This is a genomic window from Streptomyces sp. NPDC043908, from assembly GCF_056435525.1.
This window is the reverse complement of sequence record NZ_JBWKEI010000009.1, coordinates 91,535-108,296: the sequence shown is the minus strand read 5'-3', so window position 1 is coordinate 108,296 and position 16,762 is coordinate 91,535. Positions and strand designations below refer to the sequence as shown.

Annotated in this window: 11 protein-coding genes; 5 read left to right on the top strand and 6 right to left on the bottom strand. The window is 73.1% G+C overall.

Annotated features, from left to right (window positions below; all coding sequences use genetic code 11):
* Nucleotides 1-114: 114 nt before the first annotated feature.
* The gene (locus AC069K_RS20755) at nucleotides 115-2,802 is read right to left on the bottom strand and encodes a D-alanyl-D-alanine carboxypeptidase (protein WP_478618322.1); all 2,688 of its coding nucleotides are present in this window, start codon (nucleotides 2,800-2,802) and stop codon (nucleotides 115-117) included.
* Between the two features lie 195 nt (nucleotides 2,803-2,997).
* Between AC069K_RS20755 and AC069K_RS20750 the strand changes: the two genes are divergently transcribed.
* The 3 genes from AC069K_RS20750 to AC069K_RS20740 all read left to right on the top strand — a co-directional run bounded on the left by AC069K_RS20750 (nucleotide 2,998) and on the right by AC069K_RS20740 (nucleotide 5,365).
* Nucleotides 2,998-3,744, top strand: a complete 747-nt coding sequence (locus AC069K_RS20750) for a GOLPH3/VPS74 family protein (RefSeq protein ID WP_358991085.1) — start codon at nucleotides 2,998-3,000, stop codon at nucleotides 3,742-3,744.
* A gap of 348 nt (nucleotides 3,745-4,092) precedes the next feature.
* On the top strand, nucleotides 4,093-4,944 hold the full coding sequence (locus AC069K_RS20745; protein ID WP_478618319.1) for a helix-turn-helix domain-containing protein: 852 nt from the start codon (nucleotides 4,093-4,095) through the stop codon (nucleotides 4,942-4,944).
* 211 nt (nucleotides 4,945-5,155) lie between these two features.
* Nucleotides 5,156-5,365: a DUF397 domain-containing protein gene (locus tag AC069K_RS20740; RefSeq protein WP_365100288.1), complete on the top strand. Its 210-nt coding sequence runs from the start codon at nucleotides 5,156-5,158 to the stop codon at nucleotides 5,363-5,365.
* A gap of 97 nt (nucleotides 5,366-5,462) precedes the next feature.
* Here the strand turns inward: AC069K_RS20740 and AC069K_RS20735 are convergent, their stop codons facing one another.
* Nucleotides 5,463-6,305: a hypothetical protein gene (locus AC069K_RS20735; RefSeq protein ID WP_478618314.1), complete on the bottom strand. Its 843-nt coding sequence runs from the start codon at nucleotides 6,303-6,305 to the stop codon at nucleotides 5,463-5,465.
* A gap of 81 nt (nucleotides 6,306-6,386) precedes the next feature.
* Between AC069K_RS20735 and AC069K_RS20730 the strand changes: the two genes are divergently transcribed.
* Both AC069K_RS20730 and AC069K_RS20725 read left to right on the top strand, forming a co-directional pair.
* Nucleotides 6,387-7,169, top strand: a complete 783-nt coding sequence (locus AC069K_RS20730) for an SDR family oxidoreductase (protein ID WP_478618311.1) — start codon at nucleotides 6,387-6,389, stop codon at nucleotides 7,167-7,169.
* Between the two features lie 332 nt (nucleotides 7,170-7,501).
* Nucleotides 7,502-9,085 (top strand): sodium:solute symporter family protein, encoded by a 1,584-nt coding sequence (locus AC069K_RS20725; protein WP_478618308.1) that lies wholly within the window; start codon nucleotides 7,502-7,504, stop codon nucleotides 9,083-9,085.
* 7 nt (nucleotides 9,086-9,092) lie between these two features.
* Here the strand turns inward: AC069K_RS20725 and AC069K_RS20720 are convergent, their stop codons facing one another.
* From AC069K_RS20720 to AC069K_RS20705, 4 genes are all read right to left on the bottom strand, one after another.
* Nucleotides 9,093-10,232, bottom strand: a complete 1,140-nt coding sequence (locus AC069K_RS20720) for an ADP-ribosylglycohydrolase family protein (RefSeq protein WP_478618305.1) — start codon at nucleotides 10,230-10,232, stop codon at nucleotides 9,093-9,095.
* 368 nt (nucleotides 10,233-10,600) lie between these two features.
* The gene (locus tag AC069K_RS20715) at nucleotides 10,601-13,009 is read right to left on the bottom strand and encodes a tetratricopeptide repeat protein (RefSeq protein WP_478618302.1); all 2,409 of its coding nucleotides are present in this window, start codon (nucleotides 13,007-13,009) and stop codon (nucleotides 10,601-10,603) included.
* A 56-nt stretch (nucleotides 13,010-13,065) separates the two neighbouring features.
* Entirely contained in the window at nucleotides 13,066-15,660 is a 2,595-nt protein-coding gene (locus AC069K_RS20710; protein WP_478618299.1) for a bifunctional FO biosynthesis protein CofGH, read from the bottom strand.
* A 61-nt stretch (nucleotides 15,661-15,721) separates the two neighbouring features.
* Complete coding sequence (locus AC069K_RS20705; protein WP_365100277.1) at nucleotides 15,722-16,564, bottom strand: TIGR03619 family F420-dependent LLM class oxidoreductase; 843 nt, start codon at nucleotides 16,562-16,564, stop codon at nucleotides 15,722-15,724.
* Between the last annotated feature and the right edge of the window lie 198 nt (nucleotides 16,565-16,762).

Here is a 16,762-nt window from a genome sequence, read left to right as displayed (position 1 = left end):
CTTCGAGCTCGTCATATGGCGATACGCCGACCCCCCCCCCACCCCCCTCCCCCCCCCCCCCCTCCCCCCCCCCCCCCCCCCCCCCCCCCCCCCCCCCCCCGCTCCTGCTTTCCCCTAGCCCAGACGAGTGAGCTTCGCCCCGAAGCCGGGCTCCGCGAGATCCTTCTTCAGGGCCACCGGAGCCGAGACCTGACCGGTGCCGGAGCCCACGGTCAGCTTGCCGACCACCGTGCCCGCCTTCGCGGAGTGCGGCACCTTGCCGCCGTCCGGCGTGAGCGAGATCGCCACCTTCAGGCTGGGCCATCCGGCGACGGTCAGGTCCTTGGTCGCGACGACCGGGTCCTTGCCGCCGAGGCCGTCGTCCACGTACCCGACGACGTCGCCCTTCTTGATCACGGTCTGCGACGTCAGCGACTTGCGGGTGGCGAGCAGGACGTCCTTGCTCACCTTGTTGACCAGGTCGAGGATCGAGACGGCCTTGTGCTGCCCGAAGACCGCGCCGACGATCGTCTGCTTCGTACCGCCGACCTCCTTGACGGCCGCGAAGAGCAGATTGCCGCCCGCCTTGGAGGTGGAGCCGGTCTTGATGCCGATCGCGCCGTAGAACGGCACCAGCTTGTTGTAGTTGAGCCACTTGCGGCCGGTCGAGTCGTACCAGTACGGCTGCCGGGTGATGTCCACGAGCGCCGGGTCCTTCACCAGCTCGGTCGCGAGCTTCACCTGGTCGGCGGCGGTCGAGACGGTGGTGGCGGTCAGACCGGACGGGTCGGTGTACGTGGTGTTCGTCATCCCGAGCTGCTTGGCGGTGTCGTTCATCTTCTTGACGAACGCCGCCTCCGAGCCCGCGTCCCAGCGCGCGAGGAGGCGCGCCACGTTGTTCGCGGACGGGATCATGACCGCGCTGAGGGCGTCCTTCTGGCTGAGGTGCTGGCCCGCCTTGATGGTGTCGACGGTCGACTCGTCCTTGCCTGCCTTGTTGTAGCCGCCCTCCTTCTCCGCGAGGCCGTCGACGGGGATGGAGGCGCCCTTGGTGCCCAGCTTCATCGGGTGGTCGCGCATGATGATGTACGCGGTCATCGACTTGGTCACGCTGGCGATCGGGACCGGCTTCTCCTCGCCGAACCGCCCCACGGTGCCCAGGCCCGACACGGTGATCATGCCCTGGCCCTCGGACGGCCACGGCAGCTGCGGCGCGGCGCCGTCGAAGGTGAACTCCGGCGCCGACGTCATCGTCAGCTGGGCGTCCGGCAGCGGGCGTACGTACTGTACGACCGCAAAGACGATCAGCAGCAGGATGACCAGCGGGGTCCAGATCTTGAACCGCCGCACCGCGGTGCGGACCGGGGTCTGCGCCGGGGGCGGGGTGTTGGTGAGCTCCGCGAGCAGGTCGAGCGGCGGCTTCGGCGGCAGCGGCTGCTGCCGGGTCCGCTCGGCCGCGTCGGCGTCCGGCACGGAGATACGCGGCGAGACGGGCGGCTTCGCCGCGGCGGGCGCGGCGGCCTTCGCGGTCCCGGCCTCCGGCTCGGCGTCCGGGGCGGCCTTGGGGCCGGCCGGGCGTACGTCGTCGGAGCGCAGCGGCACGAAGGTGCTGGTCCGCTCGGCGGGGGCCTCGGCGGCGGGCCCGGCCGCGGCATCGGCCTTGCCGCCCGGCCGCCGGATGGCGGTGGTCGGCTGGTCCACCACGGGCGGCTTGACCGCCTTGAAGACGGCGGTGGGCTGGTCGACCCCGGTACCGGCGGCGGCGGCCGGGCCGGCAGCCGCGTCCGTGGCGCTGGGCTTGGCACCCCAGGAGGTGGCCCGGCCCCGGGGGGCGGGCTCGTCACCGTCGGGGGTGGGCTCGGTGGCGACGGGCTCGGCCTCGGGCTTGGCGCCGGCGGCCCCGGGCTTCGCACCGGACCGCGGTTCGGCGTCGGGCTTCGCGCTGGAGGCGTCGGACGTCGTACCGGAGGCGTCGGACTTCACGCCGGACCGCGGCTCGGCCTCGGGCTTCGCGCCCGCCTTGGGCTTGGGCTCCGCGGCCGGCTCGACCGCCGGCTTCGCCTCCGGCTCCGCCTCGGGCCCGTCGGCGGCCTCGGAGACCCCAGACGCCGCCGGAGCGGACGCGTCGGCACCCTCGCGGGTCCCCTTGTCGGCGGCCTTGCCGTCGCGGGACACCGGAGCGGCATCGGCCTCAGCCTTGGTGTCGGCTTCCCGGGTCTCCGGAGCGTCCTCGGCGGCGTCGGGGGCCGCGTCCGTCTCGGGGGCCGCGTCCGCCTTCGGCGCGGGCGCGCCCTCCCGTACGGGCGCGGTCTCCTCGGCGGGCTTCCCGGCCGGGGTCGCCTTCGCGGCACCGGCACCGGCACCCGTGCTCGTACCCGTACCCGTACCCGTACCGGAGCCGGACTCCGCCGACCCGTCCGCCTCCGGCGCCTCCGGGTCGTCGTCCGTGGCCACCCACGCCGCCACGGCCGCCCGCAGGCGGGTGTCGCGGGACTCGTGGTCCTCCTGGCGCGGGGCGCGGAAGACGGCGGTCGCCCGGTCCACGGGGGCGGGGTCGCCTTCCGCGGCCCGGTCGGCGCCGGCGTCCTCGTCCGAGCCGTTCACGGACGCGCTCGCGCCGGGGCTCGAAGACCCCTTCGCGGAGCCGTTCACCGGGCCGGCAGCGGAGCCGTTCGCGAGACCGCCGCGCTCCGGTGCGGAACCGGACGCGGCACCGGGGCCGTCATCCTTTCCGAACACCGCCACACGGGGATCGCGTTCGCTCGGAGTCGTCTCCCCCGACGACTGCTGCTGCTTCGACCTGTCGGGGGACTCGCCCGCCACCGATGCCTCCTCCCGGCGCCCCGGGGCGCCGTCCGAACCTGTCCGAACCATCTACCAGTGTCCTGTGTGCGGGGTTGACCCCCGTGCTAGACGAGAACGACATACCTGTCGGTTCCCGTACTTTCCACCCAGGCGCTCTCGACAGATGAATGTGAGAGGGGTCACCCTGTCATTCATCCACGCGGGGAGGCATGGATGGGCAGGAGCCGCAGAACAATTCCGGAGGAGCTTCTGCTGCTCGCTCTGGACCCGGCCACGGGTACCACAGCGCAGCCGCAGTCGCTCGACCTCGGCCTCGCCGGAGCCCAGCTAGTGGAGCTGGCTCTGGCAGGACGGATAGCCCCAGACGGGGATCGTATCGCCGTGGTGATGGCACGGCCGACAGGAGATCCGACACTGGACTCCGCACTGGAACTGCTGCGCAGGCGCGGCAGTCCGGTCCGGGCCGTCCACTGGATCGGCGGGCCCCGGCTGGGGCTGCGCCAGATTTACCTCGCGCACCTGGAGCGGTGCGGCATGGTCCATGCCGTGGCGGGCCAGATGTGCGGGGTGCTGCCGACGACTCGCTACCAGGCGACGGACACGGCGATCAGCCGGGACATCAGGGCCCGGCTGGACAGTGCGATCCGCACCGGCGTACCGCCGGACCCGCGGACCGCGGCGCTCGCCGCGCTGGCCCACGCGGTCGGACTCGGCAAGCATCTGTACCCCGGCAACGAGGGGCGTTCATCGCGCTCCCGGCTCCGGGATCTGATCAGGCACGACCCGATGGGCGGACTGGTGGCGCACGCCGTCATGGACGTCCAGAACGGAGTGGGCGCGCAACCGCGCCGCAGCGCCGGCGGTCCCGCCGCCGCGGCGGGCGTCCGCGCGACCGCGACCGCGCCCGGCGTCCCGATGCAGCCGCACCGCGGCAGCATGGCGCGCGCCGTGGCCCACTAGCGGCCGCTCCGGCACCACCTCAGGCACCACGGCACCTCACGCACCACAGCACGACCCGCACCACCGGCACGACCCGCACCACCCAGCACCAGGGCACCACCCCGCACCACCGCCGCACCGACGTCCCCCTCACGACCCGGTTCGGGAGACGCGTCACGGGCGCGCGGGGCCGGCCTCCGCCGGTCCCGCGCGCCACGCGTCCACCGAGGCCCGGCACCTCGTACCGCCGGTAGCCGGTGCCCCACCGTGTGTGGCCATTTCCCAGCGCGGCCGGGAACATTGGTGGCAGTCTGCTGAGCACAAGAGCAGAAGAGCAGCAGCAGTGCCGCAGCCGGAGGTGCAGTTCCCGTGGCGTCCAACGTCAATCCCACCGTCAGGCGACGCCGACTGGGCCAGGAGCTCCGTCGGCTCCGCGAGCTGAAGGGCATGACGGCCGAGGAGGTCGCCGAGCGCCTGCTGGTCTCCCAGTCGAAGATCAGCCGGCTGGAGAACGGCCGCCGCTCCATCAGCCAGCGCGACGTGCGCGACCTGTGCGGGGTGTACGAGGTCGAGGACCACCGCATCGTCGACTCCCTGATGCAGATGGCCAAGGACTCCCGGCAGCAGGGCTGGTGGCACGCCTTCGGCGACATCCCGTACAGCGTCTACATCGGCCTGGAGACGGACGCGGCGAGTCTGCGCGTCTACGAGTCGCTGATCGTGCCGGGACTGCTCCAGACCCGGGAGTACGCGCAGGCGGTCATCGAGGGCATGTGGCCCGAGGCCGCCTCCAGCGACATCGACAAACGGATCCAGATCCGGCTCAAACGCCAGGACCGGCTCACCGACCCGTCCAACCCGCTGCGCTTCTGGGCGGTCATCGACGAGGCGCTGCTGCGCCGGGTGGTCGGCAACGAGCAGATCATGCGCGACCAGCTGCTGCACCTGGCGCACCTGAGCGAGCAGCCGCACGTGACGCTCCAGGTCCTGCCGTACGACGCGGGCGCGCATCCGGGGATGTACGGCAAGTTCGCCATCCTGGAGTTCCACGACGCCATGGACGCGAGCGTGGTGTACCTGGAGGGCGTCACCAGCGACCTGTACCTGGAGAAGGCAGCCGACGTACAGAGCTACACCGTGATGTACGAGCACCTGCGGGCCAAGGCGCTCAGCGCCGAGCACTCGCGGGACTTCATCCACCGTGTGGTGGACTCGCTGTGAGCGAGTGACACGAGGGGCGGCCGGGCCCTCCGGGGCGGGCACCCTACACCTTGGCGTCCTCAACTGAGAAGAACCCAAGGGAATATGCCATCCGGACGGGTGAACGGCCCCTGCGGCCGGTGATGTTGCGGCGTAGCGTCACACGCAGACCCGCTGGCCCTCAGCGGCCGGGCACATCACCCGGACAACCGGATCAAGCATCGGAGTCATCATGCGTGTTCAGCAGCCTGCACTGACGGACTGGACCAAGTCCTCGTACTCCGCCGTGAACGGCGACTGCGTGGAGATCAAGGCGGCGGACCACTCCACCGTCTCCGTCCGCGACTCCAAGAACCCCCTCCACGGGAAGCTGGACTTCGCCCCCGAGACGTGGTCGGCCTTCCTCCAGGACGTCAACCGCACCTCCCCGCGTGGAGTCTGATCTTCACCGGCATCGCTCCACCGCGAAGTGAGCAAGGCCCTCTCGACTGGTCCGCCGTCCTGGCCGAGGGGGCTGGTTGCTGTCCGGGGCCGGCCGCTCAGCGGCGCAGCCGGTCGACATGGAGGTCCGTGCCCGGCACCGTGGGGATGAAGGGCGCGGCCAGCTCCACCCTCCCGAGCCCCGACCCGGCCACCGCCGCCTCCAGGTCCGCGAAGTGCTCCTGCCAGACCTCGCGTGGGTCCCGCTCCAGGAACCACAGCAGCGTGAGGCGGGTGTCGACCCCTTCGACCTGCTTGACGTAACTCATCCGGTCGCCGGGCAGCGGGGTCGGCCGGAAGACCGTCACCAGCGCGGCCGGGCCGCCCGCGAGCCGGCGCGGCAGATGCCGCGAGCGCAGCCACTCCACCAGCGCGGCACGCTGTTCGGCGTCCTCGGAGTCGATCACCTGGAGCACCAGGCCCGCGTACGGGTGGTCCAGCGCGTGGTAGTCGCGCGGACCGGCCGCCCCGTCCCGGTAGACGGTCGCCTCGTGGTCCTGGAAGGCCGTGAAGACGTGCGTACGGTCCTGGTAGACGCGGCCGTCCCGGTTGAGCCGCTTGTTGATGCCGACGGTCCACTTCATGTGGTCGTCGTAGCGGCCCTCGGTGATCCAGTACGTGGAGAGGTAGCACCCGGCGGTGACCGGCCGGGCGATCGCGGACTTCTCCGGGTAGCGCAGCTCCTGGAGTTCACGCGTGGCCACCCAGCGCCGTCCCGCGAACATCCAGGGCATCGCCATCGCCCCGGCGTAGTAGTGGTCGTCCTCGTACCAGCGGTTGTACGCGTACTCGTGGCCCGGATGCGGCTCCACCATGGTGATCAGGGCGTGGCCGGGGTGCACCCCGTACGGCCCCACCGCCGCCAGCTCCGCGTACGTCCCGCTCCTGGTCTCCTCGCCCACCGCGCTCCCCTTCCCTCCTGCCGCCGACCGCCCTACTCTGACGCCCCGTCAGAAGAACTGCCAGAGCCGGGAGGCGTCCAGATGTCGCTGAGCGGGAAGACGGTCGTCGTGTCCGGTGTCGGGGCGGGACTCGGGCACCAGGTGGCCGCGACCGTCGTACGGGACGGGGCGAACGCGGTGCTCGGCGCGCGCACCGAGGAGAACCTCGCCAGGACGGCCCACGAGATCGACCCCGGGGGCGGCCGCACCGCCTGGCGGGCGACCGACATCACCGTGGAGGCGCAGTGCGAGGCGCTGGCCGCGCTGGCGCTGGAGCGGTTCGGCCGGATCGACGCGGTGGTCCATGTAGCCGCCTGGGACAGCTACTTCGGCGGGGTGGAGGACGCGGACCTCACCACCTGGCAGGGCGTGCTCGACGTGAATCTGCTCGGCACCCTGCGGATGACCCGGGCCTGCCTGCCGGCGCTCAAGGAGCGCGGCGGCGCGGTGGTCGTCATCGGCACGCAGTCGGCGATCGCCGCGCCCTCCCAGGTGAGCCAGGCGGCGTACGCGGCGTCCAAGGGCGCGCTGACCTCCGTGATGTACTCCATGGCCCGGGAGTTCGGGCCGCACCGGATCCGGGTGAACACGGTCCTGCCGGGGTGGATGTGGGGGCCGCCGGTGCAGGCGTACGTCCGCTTCACCGCGCACACCGAGAAGGTGCCCGAGGCCGAGGTGCTGGGGCGGCTCACCGAGCGGATGGCGCTGCCGGAGCTGGCGACGGACGCGGACGTGGCGCACGCCGTGGCCTTCCTCGCCTCGGACCGGGCCAGGGCGATCACCGGACAGTCGCTGCTGGTGAACGCGGGGGAGATCATGCGCTAGCAGAACCAGCTGACCCGCTCTCTCGGCCGCACGGGACCCGCATCCCGTGCGGCCGTTCACGTAGGCACGCGTCTGACGAAGTGGCCCGTTCATGGTGGGGCGGGGCCGCTCGGGGCGACAACACCCGCCCAAGTAAAGGCAAAGCAAAATCGTTCTGCTTCCTGACCTGTGTTCATATCCGTGACCGCTGAACGTCTTGACCCGCCCTCCGAACAGGCGGTTCAATCCCCGGAAGTCCCCGCTCCCGCACGGGGCCCGCTGAACCGGACGTACTGACGAAGAGCACCGGCATACATCTCGACGTTCACAAGGCGGACCCCTCGGAGGGGACAATGAACAGTCTCGACTGGGCCGTACTCATCGGCTACTTCGGCGTCATGGTCGCGATCGGCGTCTGGTCCCACAAGCGGGTGGACGACGTCTCCGACTTCTTCACGGCCGGGGGCCGGATGCCGTGGTGGCTCTCGGGCATCTCGCACCACATGTCCGGGTACAGCGCGGTGATGTTCACGGGATACGCGGGGATCGCCTACCGCTACGGCGTGACGTCCTTCGTCACCTGGTCCTTCCCCATCGCGGTCGGCATCGGCATCGGCGCCAAGCTCTTCGCGCCCCGGCTCAACCGGCTGCGCTCCAAGCTGCACGTGGCCTCACCGCTCGAATACCTCAAGAACCGCTACAACATCTCCACCCAGCTCGCCCTCGCCCTGTCCGGGATGCTGCTCAAGATCGTGGACGTGGGCGCCAAGTGGGCCGCCATCGCCACCCTGCTCTCGGTCTTCACCGGGGTCACCCTCACCCAGGGCATCTTCATCACCGGCTGCATCACCGCCGTGTACTGCACGGTCGGCGGCCTGTGGGCGGACGCGCTCACCGAGCTCGGGCAGTTCGTCATCCAGCTGTGCGCGGGTGTCGCCATGCTGGTGGCGACGATGGGCAGGCTCGGCGGGTTCAGCGCGCTGTGGACGGTGTGGGACAAGCTCCCCAGCGGCCACGCCGAACCCACCGCCGGGCCCTACACGGTGACGTTCCTGCTCGCGTTCCTCTTCATCAAGACCTTCGAGTACAACGGCGGGATGTGGAACCAGGCCCAGCGGTACATGGCCACCGACTCGGCCCGCTCCGCGACCCGTTCGGCCCGGCTCTCCGCGATCCTGTGGCTGGTGTGGCCGGTGGTGCTCTTCTTCCCCATGTGGTGCGCGCCGCTCCTGGTGCACGCCAAGAAGCCGGACGCCTCCGACTCGTACGCCCTGATGACCGAGACCCTGCTGCCGCACGGACTGCTCGGCCTGGTCATCGTCGGCTTCTTCTCCCACACGATGGCCATGTGCTCCTCGGACGCCAACGCCATCTCCGCCGTCTTCACCCGGGACATCGCCCCGGCGCTCTCGCGGCGGGCGCGCGGCTGGGACTCGCGGGCGGGGCTGCTGGCGGCGCGCCTGTCGACGCTGGTGTTCCTGGGCCTGTCGATGGCGATCGCCACCCAGGTCAACTCGCCCGCCTTCAAGGACATCATCACCGTGGTGATCAAGTGGGTGGCGGGTCTGATGGGCCCGATCGCGATCCCGTTCATGCTGGGCATGCTGCGCGCCTTCCGCAAGTCCGGCCCGACGGCGGCACTGACCAGCTGGGCGGTGGGCCTGGTGGTGTTCTTCCTGGTCAACTACAACCTGGACGGCTCCGACCGTACGGGCGTGGCGCTCCAGTACCAGGTGTCGGTGCCGCTGGCGGTCTCGCTGGTGCTGTACGTGGTGATCGGCCTGATCAAGCCGGAGGACACCCCCGAGCGGGACGCGCTGCTGGCCCGGATCAACTCCGACGGCGACGGGCCGGGGGCCGGGACGGGTCCCGGTGCCGGATCCGCGTCGGCGGCGGTCCCCGCGCAGACCGGGGAGGCGAAGACGCTGGAACTCTGAGCGCGGGCTACCCCGGGGGGTAGCGGGCGAGCCACCCCGGGGTGCTGACACCCGGGCCGTGCAGGGCGGGCCCCTGCGTCATCTCCATCGCGAAGTCGTCGGCGAGTTCGAGGACGGTGGCGCGCCCTTCCAGCCCCGCGAGCCAGCCGGGCGGGAGGGCGGTCTCGCCGTGCAGGGCGCCCAGGAGCGTGCCGCACAGGGTGCCGGTGGCGCCGGAGGGGCCGTCGTGGTTGACGGCGAGCAGCAGGCCGTGGCGGACGTCCTCGCCGACGAGGGCGCAGTACACGGCTATGGCCAGCGCGTCCTGGGCGAGGTGCCCCTCGCCCAGCGAGGCCACCAGGCCCGGGCTGGGCATGCCCTGGCGTACGGCGCCGAGCGCGTGCTGGAGGGCGTCCGTGACGGGCTGGTGGCCGGGGCGCTGGGCGAGCAGACCGAGCGCCCGCTGGACGGCCGCGTCCAGGGACTCGCCCCGGGCGAGCCCGTGCACGACCACCGCGAAGGCGCCGGCCGAGAGGTACGCGGTGGGGTCGCCGTGGGTCTGGGCGGCGCACTCCAGGGCGAGCTGGAGCACGAGCTGCGGCTCCCAGCCGACGAGCAGGCCGAAGGGGCCGGAGCGGGTGACGGCGGCCGGGTCGCGGGCGTCGGGGTTCTTGGGCCGGTCGAGGGTGCCCATGATGTCGTCGGCGAGGCCGAGCAGGCACGGCCGGGCCGGGTCGCGTCTGCTGTACAGCCACTCCTCCCCGGCCAGCCAGCCGTTGTCGGCCCGCCGCTCGTCCGGCCCCCAGTCCCGCTGGGTGGCGCTCCAGCGCCGGTACGCCCGGTGCACGTCGGTCGGCGGGTGCCAGGCGCCGGTGTCGCGGCGGACCTGGGCGCGGATGAGGCCGTCGACGGTGAAGAGGGTGAGCTGGGTGGCGGCACTGATCCGGCCCGGGGCGGCGGCCGGGCCCGTGACGCCCCGCGGCCCGTACCGGGTGCGGATGGCGTCGAGGGCGAGGGGGGTGACCGGAGCGCCCAGGGCGTCGCCGATCGCCCCGCCGAGGAGGCTGCCGCGGACCCGGCTGCGGAAGTCCTGCTGCTCGGTGCGGCCCCATATGGAGGTGGGGGGTTTGGTGGGGCCGGTGGCTGCTGCTGTGGGGGCGGCGGTCATGGCGCAGCACTGTAATTGATTGGGTGCGGGTGAATAAGACCGCGGGGGATCGGTCTGTGGCGGGTTTTGATCCCCCCACCCCGCCCCTTCCCTGAACCCTCCGGGGGCCCTTCGGGGGGCCCTCCCGGGGGTGGGAGGTCGTGTGCGGGTTGTGGAGGGTTGCTCGCGCCGTTCCCCGCGCCCCTTCAGGGCCCGGTGGTCGTCTGCCGGTTGTAGAGGGTTGCCCGCGCAGTTCCCCGCGCCCCTTCAGGGCCCGGTGGTCGTCTACCGGTTGGGGAGGGTTGCTCGCGCCGTTCCCCGCGCCCCTTCAGGGGTCGGTCGTCGTCTGCCGGTTGCGGAGGGTTGCTCGCGCAGTTCCCCGCGCCCCTTCAGGGGGCGGGTGTCGTCTGCGGGTTGTGGGGGTGGGGGGTGTTCAGTTCTGTGCTTAGGCGGGTTCTCATCGTGAGTGCCCAGGTGTAGTCGGGGGCCAGCTCCAGCGCGTGGTCGTAGTCCGCCAGTGCCTCCTCGTGGCGGCCCAGCGCCTCCAGGGACAGGGCGCGGCTGCCCAGCGCCCACGCGTACGTCCCGTCCAGCGCGAAGGCGCGGCCGTACTCCGCCACCGCCTCCTCGTGGCGGCCCGCCGAGCGCAGCACGTCGCCGCGCTCGCCGACCACCCACGCCGGCTCCGCCGACAGCCGTTCGGCGCGCTCCAGGTCGGCGAGCGCGCCCTGCGGGTCCGCGAGGTCGCGCCGCACCTGGGCCCGGCGCACCAGCGCCCACACGTAGTCCCGGTTCAGCTCCAGGGCCCGGTCCAGGTCCGCCAGGGCCTCCTCCACCCGGCCCGTCTGGTGGCGGATCCGGCCGCGGCTGGCCGGGGCCCAGGGGTCGCCCGGGTCGAGCAGGATCGCGCGATCGAGATCGGCCAGCGCCTCCTCGAAGCGCCCCAGCCGCCGGTACATGTCGCCCCGGTAGCCGATGTAGTACGCGTCGTCCGGCGCCAGTTCGCACGCCCGGTCCAGGTCGGGCAGCGCCACCGCCGGGCCGTACAGGGCGCACCGCGCCACGGCCCGCCCGTAGTACGCCCGGGCCCGCCCCGGGTCGAGCGCGATCGCCCGGTCCAGTTCGGTCAGGGCCTGGGCGTGGGCGCCGGTGTGGCGCAGTTCCCTGGCCCGCACGACATGGGCGGCCGCGCGGCCCTGCGCGTCGAGGCCGCCCCGGGACAGCAGCAGCGCCAGCACCCCGGCCACGCCCGCCGGTTCGCCGCCGAGCGCCGCCAGGCAGTCCGTGCCCCACTGCCGCAGCGTCCCGTCGTCGGCGTCCTCGCCCGCCTCGGCGAGCGTGGTGGCCCAGCGGCGGGCGACGGCGGGCCCGGCGTCGCACGCGTCCACGCCGTCGCGCAGCATCCGGGCGAGCGCGGCCCCCGGCCGCGCGCACAGCAGGTGGTACGACTCCTCCAGGCGCAGCTCCCGCCACCGCTCCCCGCTCCAGGGACGCCGGGCGGGGACGGGTCCGGCGGTCTCGCGGCGCGCCCGGAGCGCCTCGGCGAGCCGCTGGTGGCCGGCGCTCCAGCGGCCCGGCGAGCCGGTGCGCTGGACGCCGAGCATGGCGGTGCGCACCACCCGGTGGTACTGGGCGCGGCCGCCGTGGTCGCTGACGAACGGCAAGGACCGCAGCCATCCGTACAGGCCCGCCGCGTCCTCCTCGACCGCCGCCCGGAACACGTCCTCGTCGATGTGCCGGGGCAGCGCGCAGGCGAGCGCGGCGGCCCGCCGCACCGGGTCGCCCTCCCACCGCAGGAAGCGGTCCACGGCGGTGGCGCCGGGGGCGCGCGCGTCGCCGGGGTTGCGGGCGAGCGTGGAGACCAGGACCGGCAGCCGGCCCGACAGCCGCAGCACGTCGCGGACGACGTCCTCGTCCACCACGCCCTTGGCGGCGAGCAGTTGGCGGGCCTCGGTCTCGGTGAACAGGTCCAGCGGCAGCTCGGCCACCAGGTCCGCGCTGTCGGCCCAGCAGCCGGGGTCGAGCCGGCGCTGGCCCGCGAGGACCACCACGACGCGGGCGGGCAGCGCCCCGTAGCGCTCGGTGGTGATCAGGTCGCGCAGCCAGGTGTCGAGGAAGGGCGAGGTGCGCTCGTAGGTGTCGAAGAAGAGCACCGTCCACGGCGCCTCGTCGGCGAGCCGCACCAGCTCCGCCACGAACACCGGGGTGAGGACCCGCACCGGGTCCAGGACCAGCTGGACGTCCTCCTGCCTGCCGAACCGGGCGCTCAGGGCCGCTCGCGCCCGGTCCGCGCCCTGGGCGAGCTGCTGGGCGTCCACCCCGCCGGCGAGCACGCCCACGCCCGGCACCAGACCGAGGCCCACCAGGGACGCCTGGGCGAGCACCGTGGAGCCGGGCGAGGGCGCGGCGGGCCCGGGGCCGGCGGGGGCGGCGGACTCCGCCTCGTACCGCATCCGGCGGTAGGTGGCGAGGAGCCGCTCCAGGGACTTGAACGGGTGCCCCTGGCGGGCGAAGTGGGCGCAGAGCGCGGTGAGCGTCTCGGGGACGCTGTTGGCGTCCTCGTCGGCGCAGGCCGTCACCGCGCCGCGTTCGCGCGCGGTGTGTTCCAGCTCGCGCACCAGGGAGGTCTTGCCGACCCCGGCGGCGCCGTGGACGTGGAAGACGAACCGGTGCCGCTCGTCGTCGACGGGGATGTCGAAGTTCTGCCGGAACAGCGCGAGTTCGCCGCGCCGCCCCACGAACCCCGCCCGTCTGCGCCGCCGGATGAGCTCCTGCATCGACGCGCCGCCCGCTGCCATGGGACCAGTATGCGACGCCCCTCCGACAACGGGCCCCCGGGCCGCCCCTCCGCTCCTCAGTCCCCCAGCACCGGCAGCAGCTCCGGCAGATGCCCGTCGGAGGCGAGCGCCGCCTCCCGACGCTCGGGGGGCACCTCGCCGTAGAGCGTGGTGCGGGGCCTCGCCGGGCGGCCCGCGGCCTCCGCGATGGCCTCCAGGTCCTTGATGGAGCGGTACGAGCCGTAACTCGATCCCGCCATCCGGGAGATGGTCTCCTCCATCAGCGTGCCGCCCAGGTCGTTGGCGCCCGAGCGCAGCATCTCGGCGGCGCCCTCGGTGCCCAGCTTCACCCAGCTGGTCTGGATGTTCGGGATGTGCGGGTGCAGCAGGAGGCGGGCCATCGCCACCACCGCGCGGTTGTCGCGGGTGGTCGGGCCGGGGCGGGCGATCCCGGCCAGGTAGACGGGCGCGTTGGTGTGGATGAAGGGCAGGGTCACGAACTCGGTGAAGCCGCCGGTCTCCTGCTGGACGCGGGAGAGCGTACGGAAGTGGCCGAGCCAGTGGCGGGGCTGGTCCACATGCCCGTACATCATCGTGGAGGAGGAGCGGATGCCCAGCTCGTGGGCGGTCTTCACGACCTCGATCCAGGTGGCGGTGGGCAGTTTGCCCTTGGTGAGGATCCAGCGGACCTCGTCGTCGAGGATCTCGGCGGCCGTGCCGGGGATCGAGTCGAGGCCCGCCTCCCGGGCGGCCGTCAGCCACTCCCGGATGGACAGGCCGGTGCGGGTGGCGCCGTTGACGACCTCCATCGGGGAGAAGGCGTGCACGTGCATGCCCGGCACGCGCTCCTTCACCGCGCGCGCGATGTCGAAGTACGCCGTGCCCGGCAGGTCCGGGTGGATGCCGCCCTGCATGCACACCTCCACCGCGCCCACCTCCCACGCCTGTTCGGCCCGGTCGGCCACCTGCGCAAGGGACAGGGTGTAGGCGTCGGCGTCGGTGCGGCGCTGGGCGAAGGCGCAGAAGCGGCAGCCGGTGTAGCAGACGTTGGTGAAGTTGATGTTCCGCGTGACGATGTACGTGACGTCGTCGCCCACCACGTCCCGGCGCAGCTCGTCCGCGATCCGGCAGAGCGCGTCCAGCGCGGGGCCGTCCGCGTGCAGCAGCGCCAGCGCCTCGTCGTCGGTCAGCTTCGTCGGGTCGTCGGCGGCGGTGGCGAGCGCGGCCCGTACGTCGGTGTCGATGCGGGAGGGCGCCATGCCGGGAACGGCCGCCTCACGCAGCGCCTCCCAGTCGCCGTACACCTCGTCGAAGTCGTCGCGCCGGTCGGCGGTGCGGCCCTCGGTGTCGATGGTGCGGTGCAGATCGGTGCGGCCGGTGGCGGCGAAGGCCTCCTCGGGCTCCTGCCACGGGTGGCCCTCGACCACCGCGTCCGGCCGGGCCAGGCCCGTCTGCGGATCCGCGAGCGCCCTTACGTGCGGCAGCAGCCGGGGGTCCAGCCAGGGCTCGCCGCGCGTGACGAACTCGGGGTACACGCACAGGCGTTCGCGCAGCTCGAAGCCGGCGGCGGCGGACTCCGCCGCGAGCAGCTCGATCTTCGGCCAGGGCCGCTCCGGGTTCACATGGTCGATGGTGAGCGGCGAGACCCCGCCCCAGTCGTCGATGCCCGCCCCGATGAGCCGTCCGTACTCGCTGTCCACCAGGTTCGGCGGCGCCTGGAGGCAGCCGGAGGGGCCCATGATGTGCCGGGCCACCGCGACCGTGGCGACCAGCTCGTCCAGCTCCGCGTCCGGCATGCCGCGCATCGCGGTGTCCGGCTTGGCGCGGAAGTTCTGGATGATCAGCTCCTGGACGCCGTGGTAGGCGCGGGCCACGCGGCGCAGCGCGAACAGCGAGTCGGCGCGCTCCTCGTACGTCTCGCCGATCCCGATGAGCAGCCCGCTGGTGAAGGGGACGGAGGAGCGGCCGGCGTCCTCCAGGACCCGCAGCCGTACGGCGGGCTCCTTGTCGGGCGAGCCGAAGTGCGGGCCGCCCGGCTCCGACCACAGCCGGGTCGCCGTCGTCTCCAGCATCATGCCCATGCTCGGGGCGACCGGCTTGAGGCGCTGGAAGTCGGTCCAGGACAGCACGCCCGGGTTGAGGTGCGGCAGCAGACCGGTCTCCTCCAGGATGCGGATGGAGATGGCCCGCACATAGGCGATGGTGTCGTCGTAGCCGTGCGCGTCCAGCCATTCGCGCGCCTCGGGCCAGCGGTCCTCCGGCTTGTCGCCGAGGGTGATCAGCGCTTCCTTGCAGCCGAGCGCGGCGCCCCGGCGGGCGATGTCGAGGACCTCGTCGGGGGACATGAACATCCCGTGCCCGGCCCGGCGCAGCTTGCCGGGGACGGTGACGAAGGTGCAGTAGTGGCACTTGTCCCGGCACAGCCGGGTGAGCGGCAGGAAGACGCTCTTGGAGTACGTGATGACGCCCGGGCGGCCCGCCGCCTCCAGGCCCGCGTCGCGTACCCGGGCGGCGGAGGCGGCGAGGTCCACCAGGTCCTCGCCGCGCGCCTGGAGCAGGACGGCCGCCTCGGCGGTGTCCAGCGCGACCCCGTCCCGGGCGCGTTTCAGGGCGCGCCGCATCGCGTTGGCGGTGGGTGCGGGGGCCTGCGGTTGCTGCGCGCTGGAGGTCATCCCCCGAGCATACGAGCGGGACCCTGCGGGGCAGGCCCGGTCCTCGCCCGGAGCGGGCGGCTCAGGCGGCCGCCGTCAGGAACGGCTCGAAGTCGTCCAGGGTCTTCAGGACCGTCGCCTCGTCCGCCGACGGGAGCTGGAGGACGACCTCCTCGACGCCGAGCCGCTGGTAGTGGGCGAGCTTGCCCGGGTCGGGCAGGACCGCGTACGGGACGACCTGGAGGTCGGCCGGGGCGCGGCCCGCCTCCTCCCAGACGCGCCGCAGCAGCGGCAGCGAGTCGGTGAGCCCGCCGCCCCCGATCGGCAGCCAGCCGTCCGCGTACTCGGCGATGTGCGCGAACAGCTTCGGCCCCGCGGCGCCTCCGACCAGGACGCGCGGCGCCCCGTTCCGTACCGGCTTGGGGTGGGCCTCGCTGGCGCGCAGCGAGCCGAAGCGGCCCTCGTACGCGGTGGGCTTCTCCGCCCACAGCGCCCGCATCAGCGCCATGCGGTCGCGCACCAGCTCGCGGCGCGTGGACCACTCCACGCCGTGGTCGGCGGCCTCCTCCCGGTTCCAGCCGTAGCCGACGCCCAGGGTGAAGCGCCCGCCGGAGAGGTGGTCCAGGGTCGCGGCCTGCTTGGCCAGGTCGATCGGGTCGTGCTGGGCGACCAGCGTGATGCCGGTGCCCAGGCCCAGCGCGGGGGCGACGGCGCTCATCTGCGCCAGGGCGATGAAGGGGTCCAGGGTGCGGCTGTACTGGCGGGGCAGCTCGCCGCCCGGCGGGTACGGCGAGAGGCGCTCGACGGGGATGTGCGTGTGCTCCGGCAGATACACCCCGGAGAACCCGCGCTCCGCCAGCTCGCGGGCGAGCCGGACGGGGGTGATCGTCTCGTCGGTGAGGAAGATCGTGGTGGCGATACGCATCCCCACTTCCTATCCCCGCGCCCCTCCGGGTGCAAGGGATACGGCCCGGCCACCACCGCCGCGGACCGGCCACGCGGGCGCCACGGACCGGCCACCGCCCAACCGCCGCCCCTTGCACCGGGGTTCACCCGCGCGTACGACTGTGGACAGCGACGGACACGTACCGACAGGCCCCCTTCCACCCCCGCTGGGAGTACA